The sequence below is a fragment of the Clostridium sp. OM02-18AC genome, from assembly GCF_003481825.1.
Lineage (GTDB): Bacteria > Bacillota > Clostridia > Lachnospirales > Lachnospiraceae > Brotaphodocola.
This window is the reverse complement of record NZ_QULW01000002.1, coordinates 182,702-199,673: the sequence shown is the minus strand read 5'-3', so window position 1 is coordinate 199,673 and position 16,972 is coordinate 182,702. Positions and strand designations below refer to the sequence as shown.

At 43.8% G+C, this 16,972-nt stretch carries 16 protein-coding genes, 1 tRNA gene and 1 pseudogene; 3 read left to right on the top strand and 15 right to left on the bottom strand.

All coding sequences use genetic code 11. From position 1 onward, the window contains the following. Positions 1-13 precede the first annotated feature (13 nt). The 11 genes and pseudogenes from DXB18_RS02615 to DXB18_RS02560 all read right to left on the bottom strand — a co-directional run bounded on the left by DXB18_RS02615 (position 14) and on the right by DXB18_RS02560 (position 7,582). Positions 14-391 (bottom strand): TnpV protein, encoded by a 378-nt coding sequence (locus tag DXB18_RS02615; protein WP_055219871.1) that lies wholly within the window; start codon positions 389-391, stop codon positions 14-16. Between the two features lie 97 nt (positions 392-488). Next, positions 489-2,018 (bottom strand): annotated as a pseudogene (locus tag DXB18_RS02610) (type IV secretory system conjugative DNA transfer family protein); the annotation flags it as partial. Further along, on the bottom strand, positions 2,018-2,500 hold the full coding sequence (locus DXB18_RS02605) for a PcfB family protein (RefSeq protein ID WP_002304320.1): 483 nt from the start codon (positions 2,498-2,500) through the stop codon (positions 2,018-2,020). The pseudogene DXB18_RS02610 and the gene DXB18_RS02605, both read right to left, overlap by 1 nt. A gap of 36 nt (positions 2,501-2,536) precedes the next feature. Next, positions 2,537-2,848: a DUF5720 family protein gene (locus DXB18_RS02600; protein ID WP_002304317.1), complete on the bottom strand. Its 312-nt coding sequence runs from the start codon at positions 2,846-2,848 to the stop codon at positions 2,537-2,539. A gap of 10 nt (positions 2,849-2,858) precedes the next feature. Then, positions 2,859-3,500, bottom strand: coding sequence for a DUF3846 domain-containing protein (locus tag DXB18_RS02595; RefSeq protein WP_002588969.1), 642 nt, complete (start codon positions 3,498-3,500; stop codon positions 2,859-2,861). A gap of 54 nt (positions 3,501-3,554) precedes the next feature. Beyond that, positions 3,555-4,082: a hypothetical protein gene (locus tag DXB18_RS02590; protein ID WP_002304315.1), complete on the bottom strand. Its 528-nt coding sequence runs from the start codon at positions 4,080-4,082 to the stop codon at positions 3,555-3,557. 8 nt (positions 4,083-4,090) lie between these two features. Then, the gene (locus DXB18_RS02585) at positions 4,091-5,017 is read right to left on the bottom strand and encodes a ParB/RepB/Spo0J family partition protein (RefSeq protein WP_002304314.1); all 927 of its coding nucleotides are present in this window, start codon (positions 5,015-5,017) and stop codon (positions 4,091-4,093) included. Then, entirely contained in the window at positions 4,974-5,801 is an 828-nt protein-coding gene (locus DXB18_RS02580) for a ParA family protein (protein WP_002304313.1), read from the bottom strand. Before DXB18_RS02580 ends, DXB18_RS02585 begins: the two co-directional genes overlap by 44 nt. Positions 5,802-5,807: 6 nt before the next feature. After that, positions 5,808-6,737 (bottom strand): DUF6017 domain-containing protein, encoded by a 930-nt coding sequence (locus DXB18_RS02575; RefSeq protein ID WP_002304312.1) that lies wholly within the window; start codon positions 6,735-6,737, stop codon positions 5,808-5,810. Continuing rightward, complete coding sequence (locus DXB18_RS02570) at positions 6,734-6,949, bottom strand: hypothetical protein (RefSeq protein WP_009146480.1); 216 nt, start codon at positions 6,947-6,949, stop codon at positions 6,734-6,736. Before DXB18_RS02570 ends, DXB18_RS02575 begins: the two co-directional genes overlap by 4 nt. A gap of 556 nt (positions 6,950-7,505) precedes the next feature. Continuing rightward, positions 7,506-7,582: transfer RNA gene (locus tag DXB18_RS02560), tRNA-Arg, on the bottom strand. Positions 7,583-7,813: 231 nt separating this feature from the next. On the opposite strand from DXB18_RS02560, the gene DXB18_RS02555 reads away from it, so the two are divergent. Together DXB18_RS02555 and DXB18_RS02550 are read left to right on the top strand one after the other, a co-directional pair. Further along, positions 7,814-8,128, top strand: coding sequence for a hypothetical protein (locus DXB18_RS02555; RefSeq protein WP_118705837.1), 315 nt, complete (start codon positions 7,814-7,816; stop codon positions 8,126-8,128). A 129-nt stretch (positions 8,129-8,257) separates the two neighbouring features. Then, complete coding sequence (locus DXB18_RS02550; RefSeq protein WP_243103112.1) at positions 8,258-9,154, top strand: restriction endonuclease subunit S; 897 nt, start codon at positions 8,258-8,260, stop codon at positions 9,152-9,154. On the opposite strand, the gene DXB18_RS02545 is transcribed toward DXB18_RS02550, so the two are convergent. After that, positions 9,147-9,662: a restriction endonuclease subunit S gene (locus DXB18_RS02545; protein ID WP_207665754.1), complete on the bottom strand. Its 516-nt coding sequence runs from the start codon at positions 9,660-9,662 to the stop codon at positions 9,147-9,149. The two genes, DXB18_RS02550 and DXB18_RS02545, sit on opposite strands and share 8 nt — an antisense overlap. Before the next feature lie 2 nt (positions 9,663-9,664). Between DXB18_RS02545 and DXB18_RS02540 the strand changes: the two genes are divergently transcribed. Further along, on the top strand, positions 9,665-10,618 hold the full coding sequence (locus tag DXB18_RS02540; RefSeq protein ID WP_347560836.1) for a tyrosine-type recombinase/integrase: 954 nt from the start codon (positions 9,665-9,667) through the stop codon (positions 10,616-10,618). A gap of 37 nt (positions 10,619-10,655) precedes the next feature. Here DXB18_RS02540 and DXB18_RS02535 read toward each other — a convergent pair whose 3' ends face one another. The 3 genes from DXB18_RS02535 to hsdR are packed head-to-tail and all read right to left on the bottom strand — an operon-like array spanning position 10,656 to position 16,950. Further along, positions 10,656-12,242, bottom strand: coding sequence for a restriction endonuclease subunit S (locus DXB18_RS02535; RefSeq protein WP_118705831.1), 1,587 nt, complete (start codon positions 12,240-12,242; stop codon positions 10,656-10,658). Then, the gene (locus tag DXB18_RS02530) at positions 12,242-13,672 is read right to left on the bottom strand and encodes an N-6 DNA methylase (protein ID WP_118705829.1); all 1,431 of its coding nucleotides are present in this window, start codon (positions 13,670-13,672) and stop codon (positions 12,242-12,244) included. Before DXB18_RS02530 ends, DXB18_RS02535 begins: the two co-directional genes overlap by 1 nt. Further along, a complete protein-coding gene (hsdR, locus tag DXB18_RS02525; RefSeq protein ID WP_118705827.1) occupies positions 13,672-16,950 on the bottom strand; it encodes a type I restriction-modification system endonuclease in 3,279 nt (1,092 codons plus the stop codon). The genes DXB18_RS02530 and hsdR overlap by 1 nt, the downstream gene beginning before the upstream one ends. Between the last annotated feature and the right edge of the window lie 22 nt (positions 16,951-16,972).

The following is a 16,972-nucleotide window of genomic DNA, read 5'->3' as shown; positions in this document are numbered from 1 at the left end:
GACAGGCACCTCCTTAAACAAAAATCATCTCAGAGAGGATGATTTCCTCTGCTCGGCTGCGAATGCTGTTCATGCCCCCGACCCACGCAAGCTGGTCACGGGCTTTCAGTTCCTCGGTGACACCCTCCGCCTCCTGCATCTGCGAGACGATACACGCCAGCCGGTCAGCGGCCTGTTCGTTCAGGTCAGCAAGATATGTCCAGAGTTTTCCCGACAGAAGCAGGGCATTGTACTGGCCGGGCCGGTGTTCTTGCAGAAACGCTTTGTGCATCCGGCCCCACCGCCCAATGGGGCGGCTTTCCTCCGGTAGCTCCAGATCGGGGATGTAGTAGTCTCCCACCAGCGTGTAGCTGATTCCGTTTTGATGGATTTTCTTTGGTAAATGCTCCATGTTCGACCTCCTGTATTCAGTTATTTCAGAATCCAGTTGATCGTGTCCCTGTTCATGATAAATTCAAGGCAACTGAACTCTTCACGAACAAGTATGGCATATCTTTGCCTAACTTCTGATAATTCAAGCCGTAAGACGGGCTGTTACCTCTGGTGTTGGAGGTGTTGTAGGTGTCGATAGTTTCTTTTCCCAATGCCTGATTCAGTTCTTTGAGCGTGGTTGGCTCAGAACCACCCAGGAAAATTCGGGAATCCATGTTGCCGATGATGGTATCGGCATTGTCTTTATAAATGGCTTTCAGCTGTGATTGTGCCTGGAGAACAAGGCAAGCCGATATTTCACGGCTTCGGATTGTCGCTACCAGTTTTTCCAGATTGGGAATCTGACCGATGTTTGCCATCTCATCAATCAAGCAGCGCACATGAACCGGCAGTCTGCCGCCGTACACATCATCTGCTTTCTCGCACAACAAGTTGAACAGCTGTGTGTAAATCATGGAGATCAAAAAATTAAACGTCGCATCCGTATCTGACATAATCAGAAAGAGCGCCGTTTTCTTATCTCCGAGAGTATCCAACTGCAACTCGTCATAGGCAGTCACATCTCTGACCTCCTGAATATCAAAAGGAGCCAGACGAGCGCCGCAGGAAATCAAAATCGACTTAGCGGTCTTGCCGGCAGCCAGCTTGTATTTTTTATACTGACGGACTGCAAAGTGATTCGGCTTTTTCTTTTCCAGGGCTTCAAACATCAGATCCACCGGGTTCTGGAACTCCTCATCATCTTCCCGCACCTCCATTGCGTTCAGGAACTCAATCAGGGTGGAGAAATTCTGTTCCTCAACCGGAGCTTCATAGTGGATATATCCGATCAAGGCACAGTAGAGCAGCGTTTCCGCCTTCGTCCAGAACTCATCACCGGCTTTTCCATCACCCTTTGTGTTGGCAATCAGCGTTGTCACCAGTTTCAGAATGTCTTTTTCTGAATGGATATAGGCAAATGGGTTATAGTGCATCGACTTCTGAAAGTTGATGGTGTTGAAAATCTTGATGGTGTAGCCATGCTTCAAAAGGGCGTTGCCGCACTCAATCACGATGCTGCCTTTCGGGTCAGTGACCACATAGGAACTGTGCATCTGGAGAAGGTTTGGCTTCAACCAAAAGCGAGTTTTACCGGAACCCGAACCGCCGATAATCAGAACATTCTTATTTCGGGCATTGGCAGGATTCTTCGGGCGATTGCTCATCATCAGCCGCTCCGTTTTCGTCAGGATCACATTGTCCTCGAACTTTGGTGCAATAAACGGCTCAATATCTTTTGCCGTTCCCCAACGAGCAGAACCGTACTCAACATTGTGTCGGTACTTCTTTGCGTTTTTGCCTTTTAGATAGACAGCCAGCCGAAGTCCTGCGCCGCAGAGAATACCAATCAGCAAATCCAACGGGTGAAAGCTGGGAAACGGATTGTTCAGGGCTATCGGAAGGGCATGAAAAAAGCTGAGGATTTTCGCAGATGAATCTGCCCCCTCAGCCAATCTCCATGCTTCTCCTAAATTCGTAGCGAACAACCCTACCAGAAAATACGGTAAATTCAGAATCAGGAGCTTTTTCATTTTTCTCTTATCCATCACAGATCACGCTCCTGTTTCTTCTCTCGAACCTTCTTCGGAATCGCTGCGACAATTTCCTTGAACTTCTTCAGCTGCGCCAGAACGCTCGGCTTTTCATTCTTGGTTAATGCCCTTGCCTGATGTTCCTTGCAGATTGCATCCAAAGCATCTGCATCTTTAGAACGGACAAAAACAAGAAACCGGGGAGGATCAACGGACTTATCTTTTCTTACGGCAAAGTCCACGCCATACTTCTTGGCGAGCTTTTCAAAATCACGGATACTCTCTTTGTCGATCTCAACATTCGTAGCACCCTGATTCTGTCCCAAAAGCTGTTTCACGGATTGCTTTCCATGAACGGCAGGGTCTCGTGCCTTTTTCATCTTCACTTTTTCCCGGTGCTGCAAATACTTGCGGATACCGGCAATGATAGTGCGCCCCGTCAGCTTGGTTGTGCTGATCGCCAGGTTTACTGTTCTGTTTTCAACTTCTTCCTGCATGATTCATCACCTCCTGCAAGCAGTAGAGTGAACAGATTATCGTGCCATATCTCTGTGGTCGTAATACAGATTGCCCTTGGCAACTGCGGCATGGCTGATAATCTTGATATTGCCAGCTTTCTGGTTATCCAGAGCCTTCTGATAACCCACATCGCTCAAATACAGGCGATTTCTTTCGCCTTTCCAACCGACAGGCGATTCATCGGTCAGCACATCGAAAATAATCATGTGCTTGGTGGCGTCATCAAATCGTGCCAAGTCCATATAGGTATGTCCCTGGTACTCCTTGGCACCATCCTGAATCCGCTTTCGCTCCATCAGCTCTCCAATCGTCGAATTTCTTTGCATAAGAACCTCCTTACAGAACATCTCGGTCAGGGTTACTTTTGTGGGGAACCGAATCAGCTTTGACAGGTGCATCTTCTTTCTTCACCATGTCATCCGGCAGGGGAAGCGCCATAATGCTGCGCCCCATGCGTACAAAAGTCTCAGGCTGATGAAAGTGTTCCTCAAACTGCTTCATCAGTTCCGGGGACAGAGAACAAAAATCATCCTCGCCCAATCCCACAACCAGAAAATCACCGGCGATAATGTCATAAATATCGCCGTCATCATCACGCAGCGCACGGTTCAGTTCTTTGCCTACGAGTTTACCTTCGTCGTGCATCACCAGTGCAACCGGCTCATTGAACGGATAAGTTGCCTCAATATCGCCACCTACGGCTTTCTGCAAATCCTCCAGCTCACAGCCGATCTGCACAGCCTGCGGATACATGAACGGCTTTACCAGCAACACATTCATGGTATCTGCCTGTTCTTTCTGAACCTCCCGTTCCTCGGTCGTGCCGAACGCAACACCGGTAAAGTTTTCGGAGTCCAGAATGTACTCCGAATTGTAATAAGCGGCTCTAACCTGTTCCTCTGCCGCATCGTGAGATTCTGCTTGCACCGTAACCGTTTTCTCCAAGGTTTCGGTGATCTTCACATCGTATTCTTTCAAGTTTCGATACCTCCGTTTCTTTGGAAATAAGAAAAGCGACCATCCATGAACCTGTTACAGTTCATAAATAGTCGCATCCACATCGGCTAAAAGCTCGAACAAGCAAATATCGTCCAGTTCGCAAATCAGGGAACCCATGTCGAAGAAAATATCGTCCTCGCATTCCACCGTAGTAACCACGCTGCGGTGTTCGTTAAGACAAATGGCTTCTTCCTTGTCCATCGTGATCGTAGACATACAGGACACCACATAGAATGTCATATCTTCTGCTAACCACAGCTCCTTGCTCTGAATCGTGCGAACTTTTTCATCGCCGCTCATATCTTCTACATAGGACAGAAGCCGCACGGCTCTGCTGTTCAGAAGTACCTTTCCCTGATAGTCGATACCCTCACCAGCAGAGGACAATACTCGATACTCGCTAATCATCTCGGCATTTTTCTGAAACGACTTTGCCAGAAGCGCAGGAGAAATATCATCGAACTCCTCACTGTAGTTTACGAGCATATCTACCATATAATCAGGATCGCAAAGGTCGTAGAGTTCTTCCAAAGCGCCCTGAATGTTTTTGGGTGTAAACATTTTTTACCTTACCTTTCCATTGATTTTTCTCTTTTTTTCTGCCATTGCTCCAAAAGCTGAATGATTTTATCCTCCATCTGCTTGTTGGTATAGGACTTCGGGAAGTATTTTCGCAACGAATCCGTTTTGAAGGTTACTCTGTCCAGCTCTCCCTTCTTGATTTCATTCATAATCTCGCACATCGCATCCAGCGTACACTCGCCCTCCTGTGCGAGCTTTTTAATTCGCTGTGCTTGCGAAAGGGAAGGAGCTGCTTGAGCATAATCCATTGCAGAAAGAAAATCCTTCTGTTCTTCACTTGCCAGATAGGAAAGCTCCACCGCAGGATTGAATTTGATCTGACCCGTATCTACCATATCCAGCAGTTCCGGAATCAGTTCGGTCAGACGGATATAACGGTGTACCTGATTTCTGCTTTCTCCTGCCTCCTGACCGACTATATCCATTGCCTGCAACTTCATCCCAACTTGGGATGAAGTTAAATCGGTGCGTTGACCTTGATGTTTAATCGCATCCAGCTTCATCTTATAAGCAAATGCTCTTTCACTCGGCAGGATACTCTCCCTCTGCAAATTCGCATCAACCATCAAAATAATGGCTGCATCATCGTCCAGGTCACGAACAATCGCAGGCATGGTTTCCTTACCCGCAAGCTCCGATGCCCGGTGCCGCCTGTGACCAGAAACGATTTCATAACCACCGTCGGGGTCAGGACGGACAATCGCAGGAGTGAGAACTCCGAAATCTCGGACGCTCTCTGCCGTTTTCATCATTTCTTCATCATCAACCACACGGAAGGGGTGTCCCTCAAAGGGGTGTAGCTCAGAAAGCGGAATTTCCTGCACACGCTCCTGCTGGGCTTCAGCTCTGGATTGATCGGTGGAGAAAATATCATCGTACCCCTTCAAGCTGATGTTTGCGCCTTTTTTCTGCATTGTTTAACACCTCCTTCGTCAGAATTTTATAGGCTTCGGCAACTTTGCCTTTGGGATCATGCTTGAAGATACTGGTTCCCTCTGCGCTGATTTCCTCTGCACGGACAGAGCGGGGAATGTCGGTCTTGTAAACCTTCAGCTTTCCGCCGTAGCTCTCCCGAATCAGATTGCTGATGTCTTTGGAGTAGTTGGTGCGGCTGTCCACCATCGTCAGAAGAATCCCTTCAATCCTCAGTTTCGGGTTGATTTGCCTCTTGACCTTGTTGATGGTTCCAAGCAGCTGTTCCAGACCCTTTGCAGGAAGGTATGCTGCCTGAACCGGTATCAGCACATTGTCGGCAGCTGCCAACGCATTGACGGTCAGCATACCCAAAGACGGCATACAGTCAAGAAGAATGTAATCATAATTCTGTTTGACTGTATCCAGGTATTGCCGGAGAATGGTTTCCCGGCTCATGGCATTGACCAGTGCTACCTCCATACCTGAGAGTTCGATGTTGGACGGCACCAAATCAACGCCCTCCGGATGATGAAGAATCCCTTCATCGGGAGTAATAGGGTTTTCCATCATAATCTTTCCCATCAGATCGGAAAGTGTCGGAGACAGATCATCCGGGCAGGGATTGCCCAAACTGACCGTCAGGGAAGCCTGGGGATCGGTGTCTACCAGAAGCACCTTTTTTCCTTCAAGAGCCAAGCCAACGCCCAGATTCTCGGTGGTGGTGGTCTTTCCAGTGCCTCCTTTCTGATTGACCACCGCAATGATGGTTGCTTTTTTCGACATTTATCGTCACTCTCCTTCCTCTCGCTTCATTTTCAATTTCTTAAATCCTCCTTCCAAATATCCGTGTGACATATCGTGCCGAACAAGAGCATCGTAGTAGGTGTCTATTGTCGTCGGCGCATTGTATATCGTAGTCAGCATATACTGACGGATATTTCTAATCTTTGTGGTGTTCTCCTTGAAGCAGTCCATAACATATCGAATGTGTTCGGCATTCAGTTTCATAAACCGACTGCGGACAATTTCTGCCGGACGCTCCTCTGCACCAATGCGAATCAACGGTCGCTTCGTGCAAACTGTTTCAACGATCAACTCCAGAATGTTATCCAGCATTTCGGAATCGTAAGGGTAATCCTTCTTCAACAAATCCATACTGAGCTGATCCGAGAAATAATCAAAGTATTCTTGATACCGGTCATTCTCGTCCATCATTCCACCATTTCCGGAAGGAAAGATAGAATCAGTATCACTAAATTCAGTATTTTTAATATCAGTATTATTACATTGTGATTTCGGAAGTTCTTGAGTTGTGATTTCCATTGTTCCAGAATTGTGATTTTCACAATTCAAGAGTTGTGAATCCACAGCAGAGATAAAGTTCTTCACATAGATCAGGTTGGGCTTTCCCAAACCCTGGCGCTTACGTTCAATCAATCCTGCTTTCTTCTCAAGTTCACTGAGCAGCTTGATAGCCTTTTGTTCAGCACAGTTCAGAGCCATCTTCGCTTCGTCGATTGTAAAAATGATATACACTCGACCGTTTTTATCTATCCAACCATTCTTTGCAGACAGGCTCATGCGGTCAAGCAAAATGCCATACAGCATCTTGGCATCGGCAGAAATATTCCAGAACCTCTCGTTCGTGAACAACACCTTCGGAACTCGATAGAATGTGAATAGATCGGATTGCTGACCGTAAAAATAATCAAAACTCACACGGCTTCACCACCTTCTTTCTGCGGAAAACTTTCTGTTGTCAGCGGAATGCTGCGGAAAGTCGTATCCGTCTTTTCGTAAGGACATCGGGCAAAATAGTAGAAGCGGTATTCCTGTTCATACACATCCATATCAACGAAGCCCCACTTCACGCATAACCTTCTTCGTACACCAACCAATGCACGGGTGATCTCGCCCATAGGGACAGCCATCACATTCCGACTTGGGTTTCGGCGGCAAAGAGATTAAGTAGTAGCAATTATTTCTACCCAGACGGCAGCCCTTTCTGCCATTCGTCCAGAAGTAGCAGTAATGACAGTCGCTCGGCTTGTCTGCGGTATAAACAGGCTTGCTCAAATAAAACACCTCCAATCTCTTGTATTTGCCCATGGGTTTGGGCATAAAAAAAGAGCGCCTATCCATCCCCAATGCGGGGCAAATAGACGCTCTATGTACATAACGATATTTAATTTTATCTGCTATAACTGCATGGTATTCAAAACATCCGCCTTTTTTGATTAGCTGGATTTTTGGCACGATTTTGGGGCTGATTAGCAGGAAGGGCATTTTCATTAGCAAGAACAGCCCGTTTTCTGCTAAAAATTAGCTGGCGATTTTGTCTATAACAAGCGTTCGATTCTGGAGGGGTTGTCAAAAATCAAATTTTGGAGTAGAATTTTATCTCATACAGTGAAAGAGCTTTTTCGTAGCTTTTTATATAAGAAAAGCCGAAAACCCTTGAAAACAAAGGCTTTCGGCGTTGTTCACTGGCGTCCATAAGAGGATTTGAACCTCCGACCCCACGCTTAGGAGGCGTGTGCTCTATCCAGCTGAGCTATATGGACGTGTCTGATATATGATTATAGCCCGATCAAAGTCGAACTGCAATCCCTTATTTAGTTTTTTTTGAGGTGGCCGTTGTAACGCAACCTTAGGAGATAATGGTTGTTTCCTTATAAGGCGCTACGTGATATCTTTATGCACCGTATATCAATATTGTCTGATTGGTGAGCCGCACACGCCTTGGACAATTCCTCTGGTATAGTTTGCATTATGAGAAGTTCGCCGATGGCAGCGTGAAATGCATCGAGGATGAGATTCCATTTGAGCTGCCGGATGGATGGGCGTGGGCAAGATTAGCTTCTTTGATCGAGTTGTTTATCACAGGGCCTTTTGGAAGCACTCTACACAAATCCGATTATGTCACAGACGGAATCCCCCTGATAAATCCCATAAATATTATAGATGGGAAAGTAATCCCTGTTGATAAGATGCAAGTTTCGTCCGAAACTGTTAAACGACTTTCTTCATTCAAAGTTGCTACAAATGATATCGTGATTGCACGCAGGGGAGATATGGGAAGATGTGCAGTTGTTCAACTGGCGCAGTAAGGGTGGCTGTGTGGAACAGGTAGTTTTATTCTGCGCCTTCCTGCAGTTCTATGTTCTGAATATTTTGCAATCTGTCTGCGTTCTCCTTACGCCGTTGAGCATATGTCCGTAAATTCTATCGGTAACACAATGCTGAATCTTAATCAAACGATTCTTAAGAGTATATTGATGCCAGTTCCGCCTTGTGCTGAACAAAACCGCATTATTAAGGTCATTTTTGATGCCACCTATCTTCTTGCGAAGACTGTTGCTCATAGTGAAGAGTTAGCAGTGTGCGTGGCAAAGGCAAAAGCCAAAATTCTCGACCTAGCTATCCGCGGACAGCTTGTACCGCAAGACCCGAATGATGAGCCTGCTTCTGTTCTTTTGGAACGCATCAGGGCAGAGAAAGAAAAGCTCATCAAACAGGGCAAGATCAAGCGTGACAAGAAGGAATCTGTCATCTTCAAAGGTGAGGATAACTCTTATTATGAGAAGATTGGCGACAAAATCGAAAACATTGATGATGAGATACCTTTTGAACTACCAGACGGATGGAGTTTTATACGGCTAAAAGAACTGTGGGAGCTTATTTCCGGACGAGATCTTTCTCCTTCTGAATACAATGCTGACGGTGTGGGTGTCCCATATATCACAGGAGCTAGTAATTTTGTAGGTGGCAAGGTGGAATTGGTAAGATGGACAACTTCGCCGCAAGTAATCACAGAAATTGGAGATTTGCTCCTTACATGCAAAGGGACTATCGGCGAAATGGCATTCAACGATTTTGGTAGGGCACATATTGCACGTCAGATCATGGCTATTCGAAATAAGTTCACACTGAATTCGGAATACCTTGCGCTTTGTATGGGTTTCTATATCAACGCTATAAAAAATGCAGCTAAAGGTCTCATCCCTGGCATATCAAGAGAAGATATCCTAAATTTGATTCTGCCAGTACCTGCACTGAATTACCAAGAAAAGGTTGTTGAGAGAATGGTAGAAGTGACCAATATTCTCAGTTCATTGGAAAAGAGCCTCAGTTAAGGCTCTTTTCTATTGTAGCTAGGACTTCAAGAAGCTGTGTTGCTTTGTCAAAAATGCGTTGTTGCTCATTGATGGGCGGTAACGGAACAATAGTCTCTGCCATTTCAGAACCCGAGATTTCCTTGAATGTTGTTCCAGTTGCCCGCCGAACAATATCGGAAGTTCTCGCTTTAAGGCAATAATATAGATATGAGCTCATAGTGGAATTGTATGGTACAACAGATTTGAACCCCTGATTGGTTGAAATCGGGTTAGCAGCGATAGCAATATATCCAATCGGTGCTCTGCTCGAATAAAGTATGGAGTTTTCCGGGAGCAGTTGGGCAGAAGATGACTTTAAGCCCAATTCCGTAATAGTTCTTGCGCCAGTTGAAATGTGCATATCCTCGTAACCGCTTAAATCTGCAGGAGTTAACCAAGGAATATTTCCGTCCCAATACTCGTCAATATTTGTTTTAGGAGTTCCTCCACCAATGACCTCACCAATATGCTTTAACCTTGCAAACATCCATGATTCGGGCAAATCGAATGGAATTTCACTATCGATACACCGCACTTCCGAACCAATCTTCTCATAATAAGAGAAAGTCACATATTCCCTTTATAATATTTGTGCGGAAAGCCGCAAAAAATATTATAAGGAGGCCGCTTATTATGAAGCAGCAAGGCACATTTGAAGAACATCTGAGAAAGAGCAATCTTTCCGAAAACACGATCACATCGTATTTGTGGACGGTGGAATATTACCACGCACACTATGATGCAATCAGCAAGGAAAACCTGTTGGCCTACAAAGGATATTTGATGGAGTTTTACAAACCCAAGACAGTGAATCTTCGCATTCAGGCCATCAACAAGTATCTGGTTTATTTGGAAAAAGACAAGCTGCAACTGAAGGCTGTAAAGGTTCAGCAGAAGAACTTTCTTGAAAATGTGATCAGCAATGCCGATTACAACTTCTTGAAGAAGCAGCTCAAAAAGGATGGTAACACGGAATGGTACTTTGTGGTCTGGTATTTGGCTGCCACCGGTGCCCGGGTCAGTGAACTTATCCAGATCAAAATTGAGCATGTTGAGCTCGGGTATTTTGATCTGTATACCAAAGGAGGTAAACTGCGGAGACTCTACATACCGAAAAAGTTAAGAGCCGAAACCATCGAATGGCTGGAGGAAACAAACCGTTCCTCCGGCTATTTGTTTTTGAACCGTTATGGAGATCGGATTACTACCCGTGGCATTTCTCAGCAACTCAAAAACTACGCTGACAAATATGGACTTGATAAAAAGGTGGTTTATCCTCACTCTTTCCGCCATCGATATGCAAAGAATTTTCTCGAAAAGTATAATGATATTGCTTTGCTTGCTGATCTGATGGGGCATGAAAGCATTGAAACAACCCGCATTTATCTCCGTAGAACTGCCAGCGAACAACAGGCTCTTGTAGATAAAATTGTAACATGGTAAAAGTACAGCCGCCCTCATAATGAAGGCGGCTGATTTATCAAAAAAATGAATCCGAAATAACATTTAAATGCTTAAATAAGTTATTAATTATTTGAACAATGCGTTCTTGTTCAGATTTAGGCGGGATAGGGAAATACGCATTTTCGATATATTCCTTCCCGATCCGTTGTTGACCGACGGCTCCTGTAAAGGTTTGCTTCCCATTATCGACAAAATAATCGGATTTTAAATACGCTAACAAATATTGTGAAAGGATACTATTACCAATAGGCCTCAATATATGAAGCTCCGTTGTTCCTGCACCATAACCATTGGTCAGATTAATAAAAACTGTAGATTTACGGTTTTCAAAGCATGGAGTAATCTTGGCAATGCCGATGTCGCCCTCTGCGAAGTGAGTAAACCCGGTTTTTACTTCTTTCCAGCTACGCACCTCTGAGGTGTGCTTACCGCTATATCCGTCATCTATCAGCGGCATAGGAATGAATGATACATTCAGATCATCTTCCAACTTGTTTCGAGGATTGATAATAAATACATCTTTAAGGCGTACCCAGTACCAAGAAGTTGGAATCTTAAAGGGGAGTTCATCGTTGATGTCCACCGTTATTTGACTATCATTCAAATAATAAGAGTTATCCTCACCTTTGAAGATGACAGATTCCTTCTTATCACGCTTGATCTTGCCCTGCTTGATGAGCTCTTCTTTCTCTGCCCTGATGCGTTCCAGAAGAACAGAAGCAAGCTCATCATTCGGGTCTTGCGGTACAAGCTTGCCTCGAATAGCAAGGTCGAGGATTTTGGCTTTAGTATTCTTAATTATGTTTTGCAGAGCTTCTTTATCCGAGAATATACCATCAACAATATTTAGAGCATTTTGCGTTTTTGCGTAAATCCGCATCTGCTCCGTATGGGGAGCTACGGGTATTAGGAGTTCTCTTAGGGTTGCAAGGCCAACTGTTTTTTGAGCCGTGCCAGTAGCCTTGGCATCACAAATAGATTTTACATATGACGATCCAAGTATGACATAGAGATAGCGGTTCGAAATGGTGCAGGGACGAACTATTGCAATATGTCGTTGAAAACAGAACATATCATCTGTATCTACTAAGATCGGAATTCCATAGGAGCCAGTAACAGTAAAAAGCAAATCACCATTTCGAGGTTTACGAGTTTCGGGTAATCGATTGAAATATTCAATGCTTACAAAACGTGTATTTTCAAAAGATAATGCTCCACCAGACACATTTGAAATCACAAGGAATGGAATACCAGATGATGTCTGCGGAGGAGGTTGATGGTCGCCGTCACCAATCGCTTCTGCAACTGTGCCAAGCCTTGCCCACGCCCATCCATCCGGCAGCTCAAATGGAATCTCATCCTCGATGCATTTCACGCTGCCATCGGCGAACTTCTCATAATGCAAATTATCCTCACCGACAAAGATGACGGAATCATTTTTAATGTCTTTCTTTTTTAGTTTTCCATCCTTGACCATCTGTTGCTTCTGTTCACGGATTCTTTCCAAAAGAACCGATGCTGGCTCATCATTTGGATCCTGCGGAACAAGCTTACCACGGATAGCAAGGTCAAGAATCTTTTGTCGTAATGCCTTGGTATCCATTATTCTTCCACCTCTCCAATTAACGCTTCCAGCTCTGCAACAGCTTTCGCTATGTTATTAGACTTTTCCTTGATCATATCAAGTAATTCCACCAGGGTATAATCCGCCGTTCCGGAATCCGCTTTCATCCATGTAATATCTAAACTCGTCTTATCACGAGCCAGAATATCCTCGATAGTAAATTTACGCCATCTGCCATTGGGATTTTCTTCGCTGTATGTTTCTTTGCGCTTGCTCAAATCACCATCAGCATAACATTTCACAAAATCATCGAAATGTTCGGATTTCAGAGGATTCGTCTTGCCGAAAGAAGGCATATCATTTCTCAAGTCATAAATCCAAACTTCTTTTGTGTTATGCTTGTCGGTTTTACCACGAGTAAAGAACAGCACATTCGTTTTAACACCCTGGGCGTAGAAAATACCGGTAGGCAGACGAAGGATCGTATGCAAGTTGCATTTATCCATTAAGTCAAGGCGGATTCGCTCGCCATCGCCATCAGCAAAAAGAACATTATCCGGCAGGACTACTGCGGCACGTGCTTTGCCGTTTGCTTTCAAACTCCGGTAAATATGCTGAAGGAAGTTCAGCTGCTTATTGCTTGTGGGGAATGTAAAGTCATCACGTGTTGCACGCTCTCCGCCTTTTTTAGTACCGAAAGGCGGGTTAGTTAATACAACATCATAATCTTTCATGCCCATACCCGCATTGGACAGCGTATCCCCTAAAGTGATTTTCCCCTCAATATCATGCAGCATAGCATTCATCAAAGCCAAACGGTGCGTATCATGCACCAGTTCACAGCCGGTGAATGCTTCTTCTCGTTCGAATTTAGCAGTATCTGCATCTAAATCGAAGAAATCATCTGTCTGTGAACGTACATACTGACTGGCAGAAATCATAAAGCCAAATGTGCCGCAAGCAGGATCATTGCAGCGTTCGCCCGGCTGTGGTTTCACCAGCTTAGTCATTACATCAATCAATACACGAGGGGTGAAGTACTGGCCTGCACCGGACTTCTTCTCGTTAGCGTTCTTTTCCAAAAGACCTTCGTAAAGATTCCCCAGGCCTTCTTCTCTTGCAGAAAACCAATCAAGTCCAGCAATGGTTGTAATAATCTTTTCAAGGTTCTTGGGCTCATCAATGTTTGTCGACGAACCTTGATAAATTTCACGTACACGACCGGTGCATTCTTCACCAAGGTGTGTCAGCAATTTTTTGTAGAATTTTTTCAGTTCAATTCCACTTTTCGATGTAAGATTATCCCAACGATATGTCTCAGGAATCTGCGACTCAGCACCGGTTTCCTTTGCCATTTTCAGGAATAAAATATAGGTCAATTCGGTTACATACTGATGATATGTGATACCGTCATCCATAAGTACATTACAAAGATTCCATAACTTTGCAACGATTTCTCGTGTTGTCATTATGCAACTCTACCTCCGTCATCATAAAGATATTCGTTCAGTTCAAGAACAATATTTTCTAATTGGTTTTGGAAAATCTTATTGATTTTTTCAAATCCGCCATTGCTTTTAAAGCGACTGTCTTCGTCAAATACCTGGACATTCAGTACGGATTCTTCCATCAAATATTTTTCCATACGTCCAATCCAGCTCATTTCCTGTTTTGAAAAATGATGAGCCTTTTTCAATTTATCTACTGCTCTGCGAATTCTTGCCTCATGACTAATTAGCGCAGATCCAATAGTATATCTGCGAATAAGGCTGATAATATCAGCAGCAATTTCTTCATTCGTAAGCTCTGATATTGCCGTATTTAGCTGTTGTGTGGTAAATCCCTCTCTATCGAGAGTTAATCTTAATGCTTTCAGTGCATCCCGTGTCAAATCCTTTGGTCTGGTACAAACGATGCTCAGCGCAGCAATCTCATTCATATGAGTTTTAACATATTCAGAAAAAGCGTCCAGATAGTCTTCAGGTTTTTCAGAATTGCCGTAACCCCTTGTATGCTTTGTCAATTCATCTTCTTTCTCAGAAATAACCACCGGATTTCTACCGTCTGCACTTGTCTGCTGAATATACGCAAACATATCTCTATAAGCAAGCAAACGCTTTTTAGCATCTTCCGGAGATTGCTTTTCGATCTCAACGATAAACTGGGTAGGATCCATACCGTTAGTCATACCGATAAACTGCTCCATCGTTTTTTTGTCCATCCGACGCTTTTTGCGCTGAAGCTTTGCAAGGATCTGATTTATCTGAGCCTGAACCACATCTTTATCTTCCACTTCTTCTAATCCGTCCAGAAGTTGTGTGAAAGTAGTCGTGGGGTTCGCCACAACAGGCTTCATAGTGTTCACTGGTTCTAAAGAATCATAAACACCTACCGGATCATAAATCTCAAAGTGGGTTTTATGAATTTTCGGACACAATCTGGTAGCTCGTCCCAACATCTGTTCAAAAAGAATACGAGATTTCACTCTACGCATAAATACCAGTGTTGTAATTTCTGGTACATCGATACCGGTTGTAAGCAAATCAACAGTAACAGCAATACTTGGAAAACGCTCATTTTTAAAACGTTTGATTGCCTCTGCCACCTTCTTAGGATTACCACCGCCAACGCTGCCAGTAATCTTCATAATCGCATCATTATCAACGCCTGTTTCTGAATAGATTTCTTTCAGAATAGAAACAATCGTGTCGGCATGCTGATCATCAACCGCATAAATCAGAGTTTTACCCTGTTCTTCCGGATTTTCTGGGTCAATGTCTCTTGCGATTTCCGCCAGGACAGTTCTATTGAAATTCTCTGTAATAACCTGTCTGTTGAAATTTTCAACATCAAAATCAAGTTCATCGTTAAGCAATTCGCTATTCGTTATTTCGCCGGTCACAGGATCATATAGCGTCACGGTGTCACCAGATTTATAATGAATGCCGCCTGTACTAAGTTTTGTTTCCAAATGATGTGGAGCATCATGGTCAACAAGATATCCCTCTATAACAGCTTCTCTGTAAGTGTATTTGAATACTGGTTGGCCAAAAATTTCTGTTGTATGTAATGCCGGAGTTGCAGTAAGAGCAATTTTCACAGCATCAAAGTACTCAACTACCGTGCGATATTTACTCTGGTAATCACGCTGATCACGATACAGAACTTCTACATCGCCCATTTCTTTATCTAAAATATACCCACGGTGAGCCTCGTCAATAATAATCAAGTCAAAATCTGTTACGGATGGCATGGCCTCTCCTTCGTTATAAAGGATACGTTTTACCATGCTCTGAACAGTAGCAACCTGAATACGAGTTTCTTTCTCCACAGGTTTCTCATCCAGTCCCTTAATGTTATAGATTTCATCAAGAGTCATCAGTTCTTCGAGTTTTACTTCCTTAAAAACATCGGAAGCCTGATCTCCCAAGGAGGTTCTATCAACAAGGAACAAGATACGTTTGAAACGATTTGTCTTTAAAAAGCGGTAAATCATGCCAAGGACAGTACGGGTTTTACCTGTACCTGTTGCCATTGCAATCAACACTTCTTTTTGTCCATCAATAACTGCCATTTCAGCTGCTTTGATAGCTTTTACCTGATACTCTCGCAGATTTAAACCATCTTTATCTGTCAGCAAGTCATAGGGCATTACCTGCAACGCATTATTAGCTGCCTGGATATCTTTTTCCAATTGTTCCATAAGGCCATTCGGGCTAATCCAGCCATGCAATGCCATAGGAACATTAGAAGGCTCTCTTAAATCTAAAAACCAGATACCGGATTTCGTTTTGAACTGCTCCAGATATGGTCTGCCGTTTGTTGCAAAAGTAAACGGAACCTTAAACTCTCCCCATGTACCAATCTGATATTCAGCATCTTCTTTACGGATATTTCTCGGATAATCTTTACCCTGATAATCAATTACAGAGGGAATATCTTTATGTTCCGCTTTTGCCTCGATAATGCCAACAAGTTTTGTCCCCACAAACAGCGCATAATCTGCGTAGCCTTTTTTGCTGACAGTGGAATCTGTTGGCCATTCAGCAATCGCCATATTACGACCTTTTGCAGGTCTTGCACCTTTAGAATAGCGGATTTCCTGCGTATTGGCTTCCCAGCCAACCTGGCGTAGCTGCTCATCAATCATATAGCGGGTTTCCGCCTCTGACTTCTGGCGCTGACTTGCCATTTTATTAGCTTGTTTCAAACGAGCTCTCTTATCTACCTGTTCAGCCCGCTCAGCACATGCGATAGCAGCCTTTGTAAGTTCTTCTTCTTTTTCATCTTCCTGAGCTTTATTCAAAACAACATTCTTTTTTATTTTATCTTCTTCCTTTACAGGCATAACAAAACTCTGATGCTGGTAATTCCAGTCACCATAAGTTTGCATAAACCATTCAGACAAACTGTATGCCATCTGTAAGAAAACAGGGCAATCTGAGCTTTCAGAATAATTTTCATGAACAGCTTTATTTCTTACTTTACGAAGTGCATGCAAAATATCAGTTAAATCTCTCGTCAAGAGACCTTCTGAAGATAATGCATTGATTCGATTCACAGCAGAATTATCATAGGGAACAGGAATTTTATCGTATGTAAACATCAAGTTTACGATTGTTTCTCCAATCATTCCCAGTTTCATCAAGCACGAGTTCGGATCTGTGTAACAATACTGCTCTGCCAAATTACCAAAATTCGCCAAAACCGGAAACTCTGTTTCTAAGAATTTAAAATTGGAAGCCATTTAATACGTCCCCCTCTCGTTT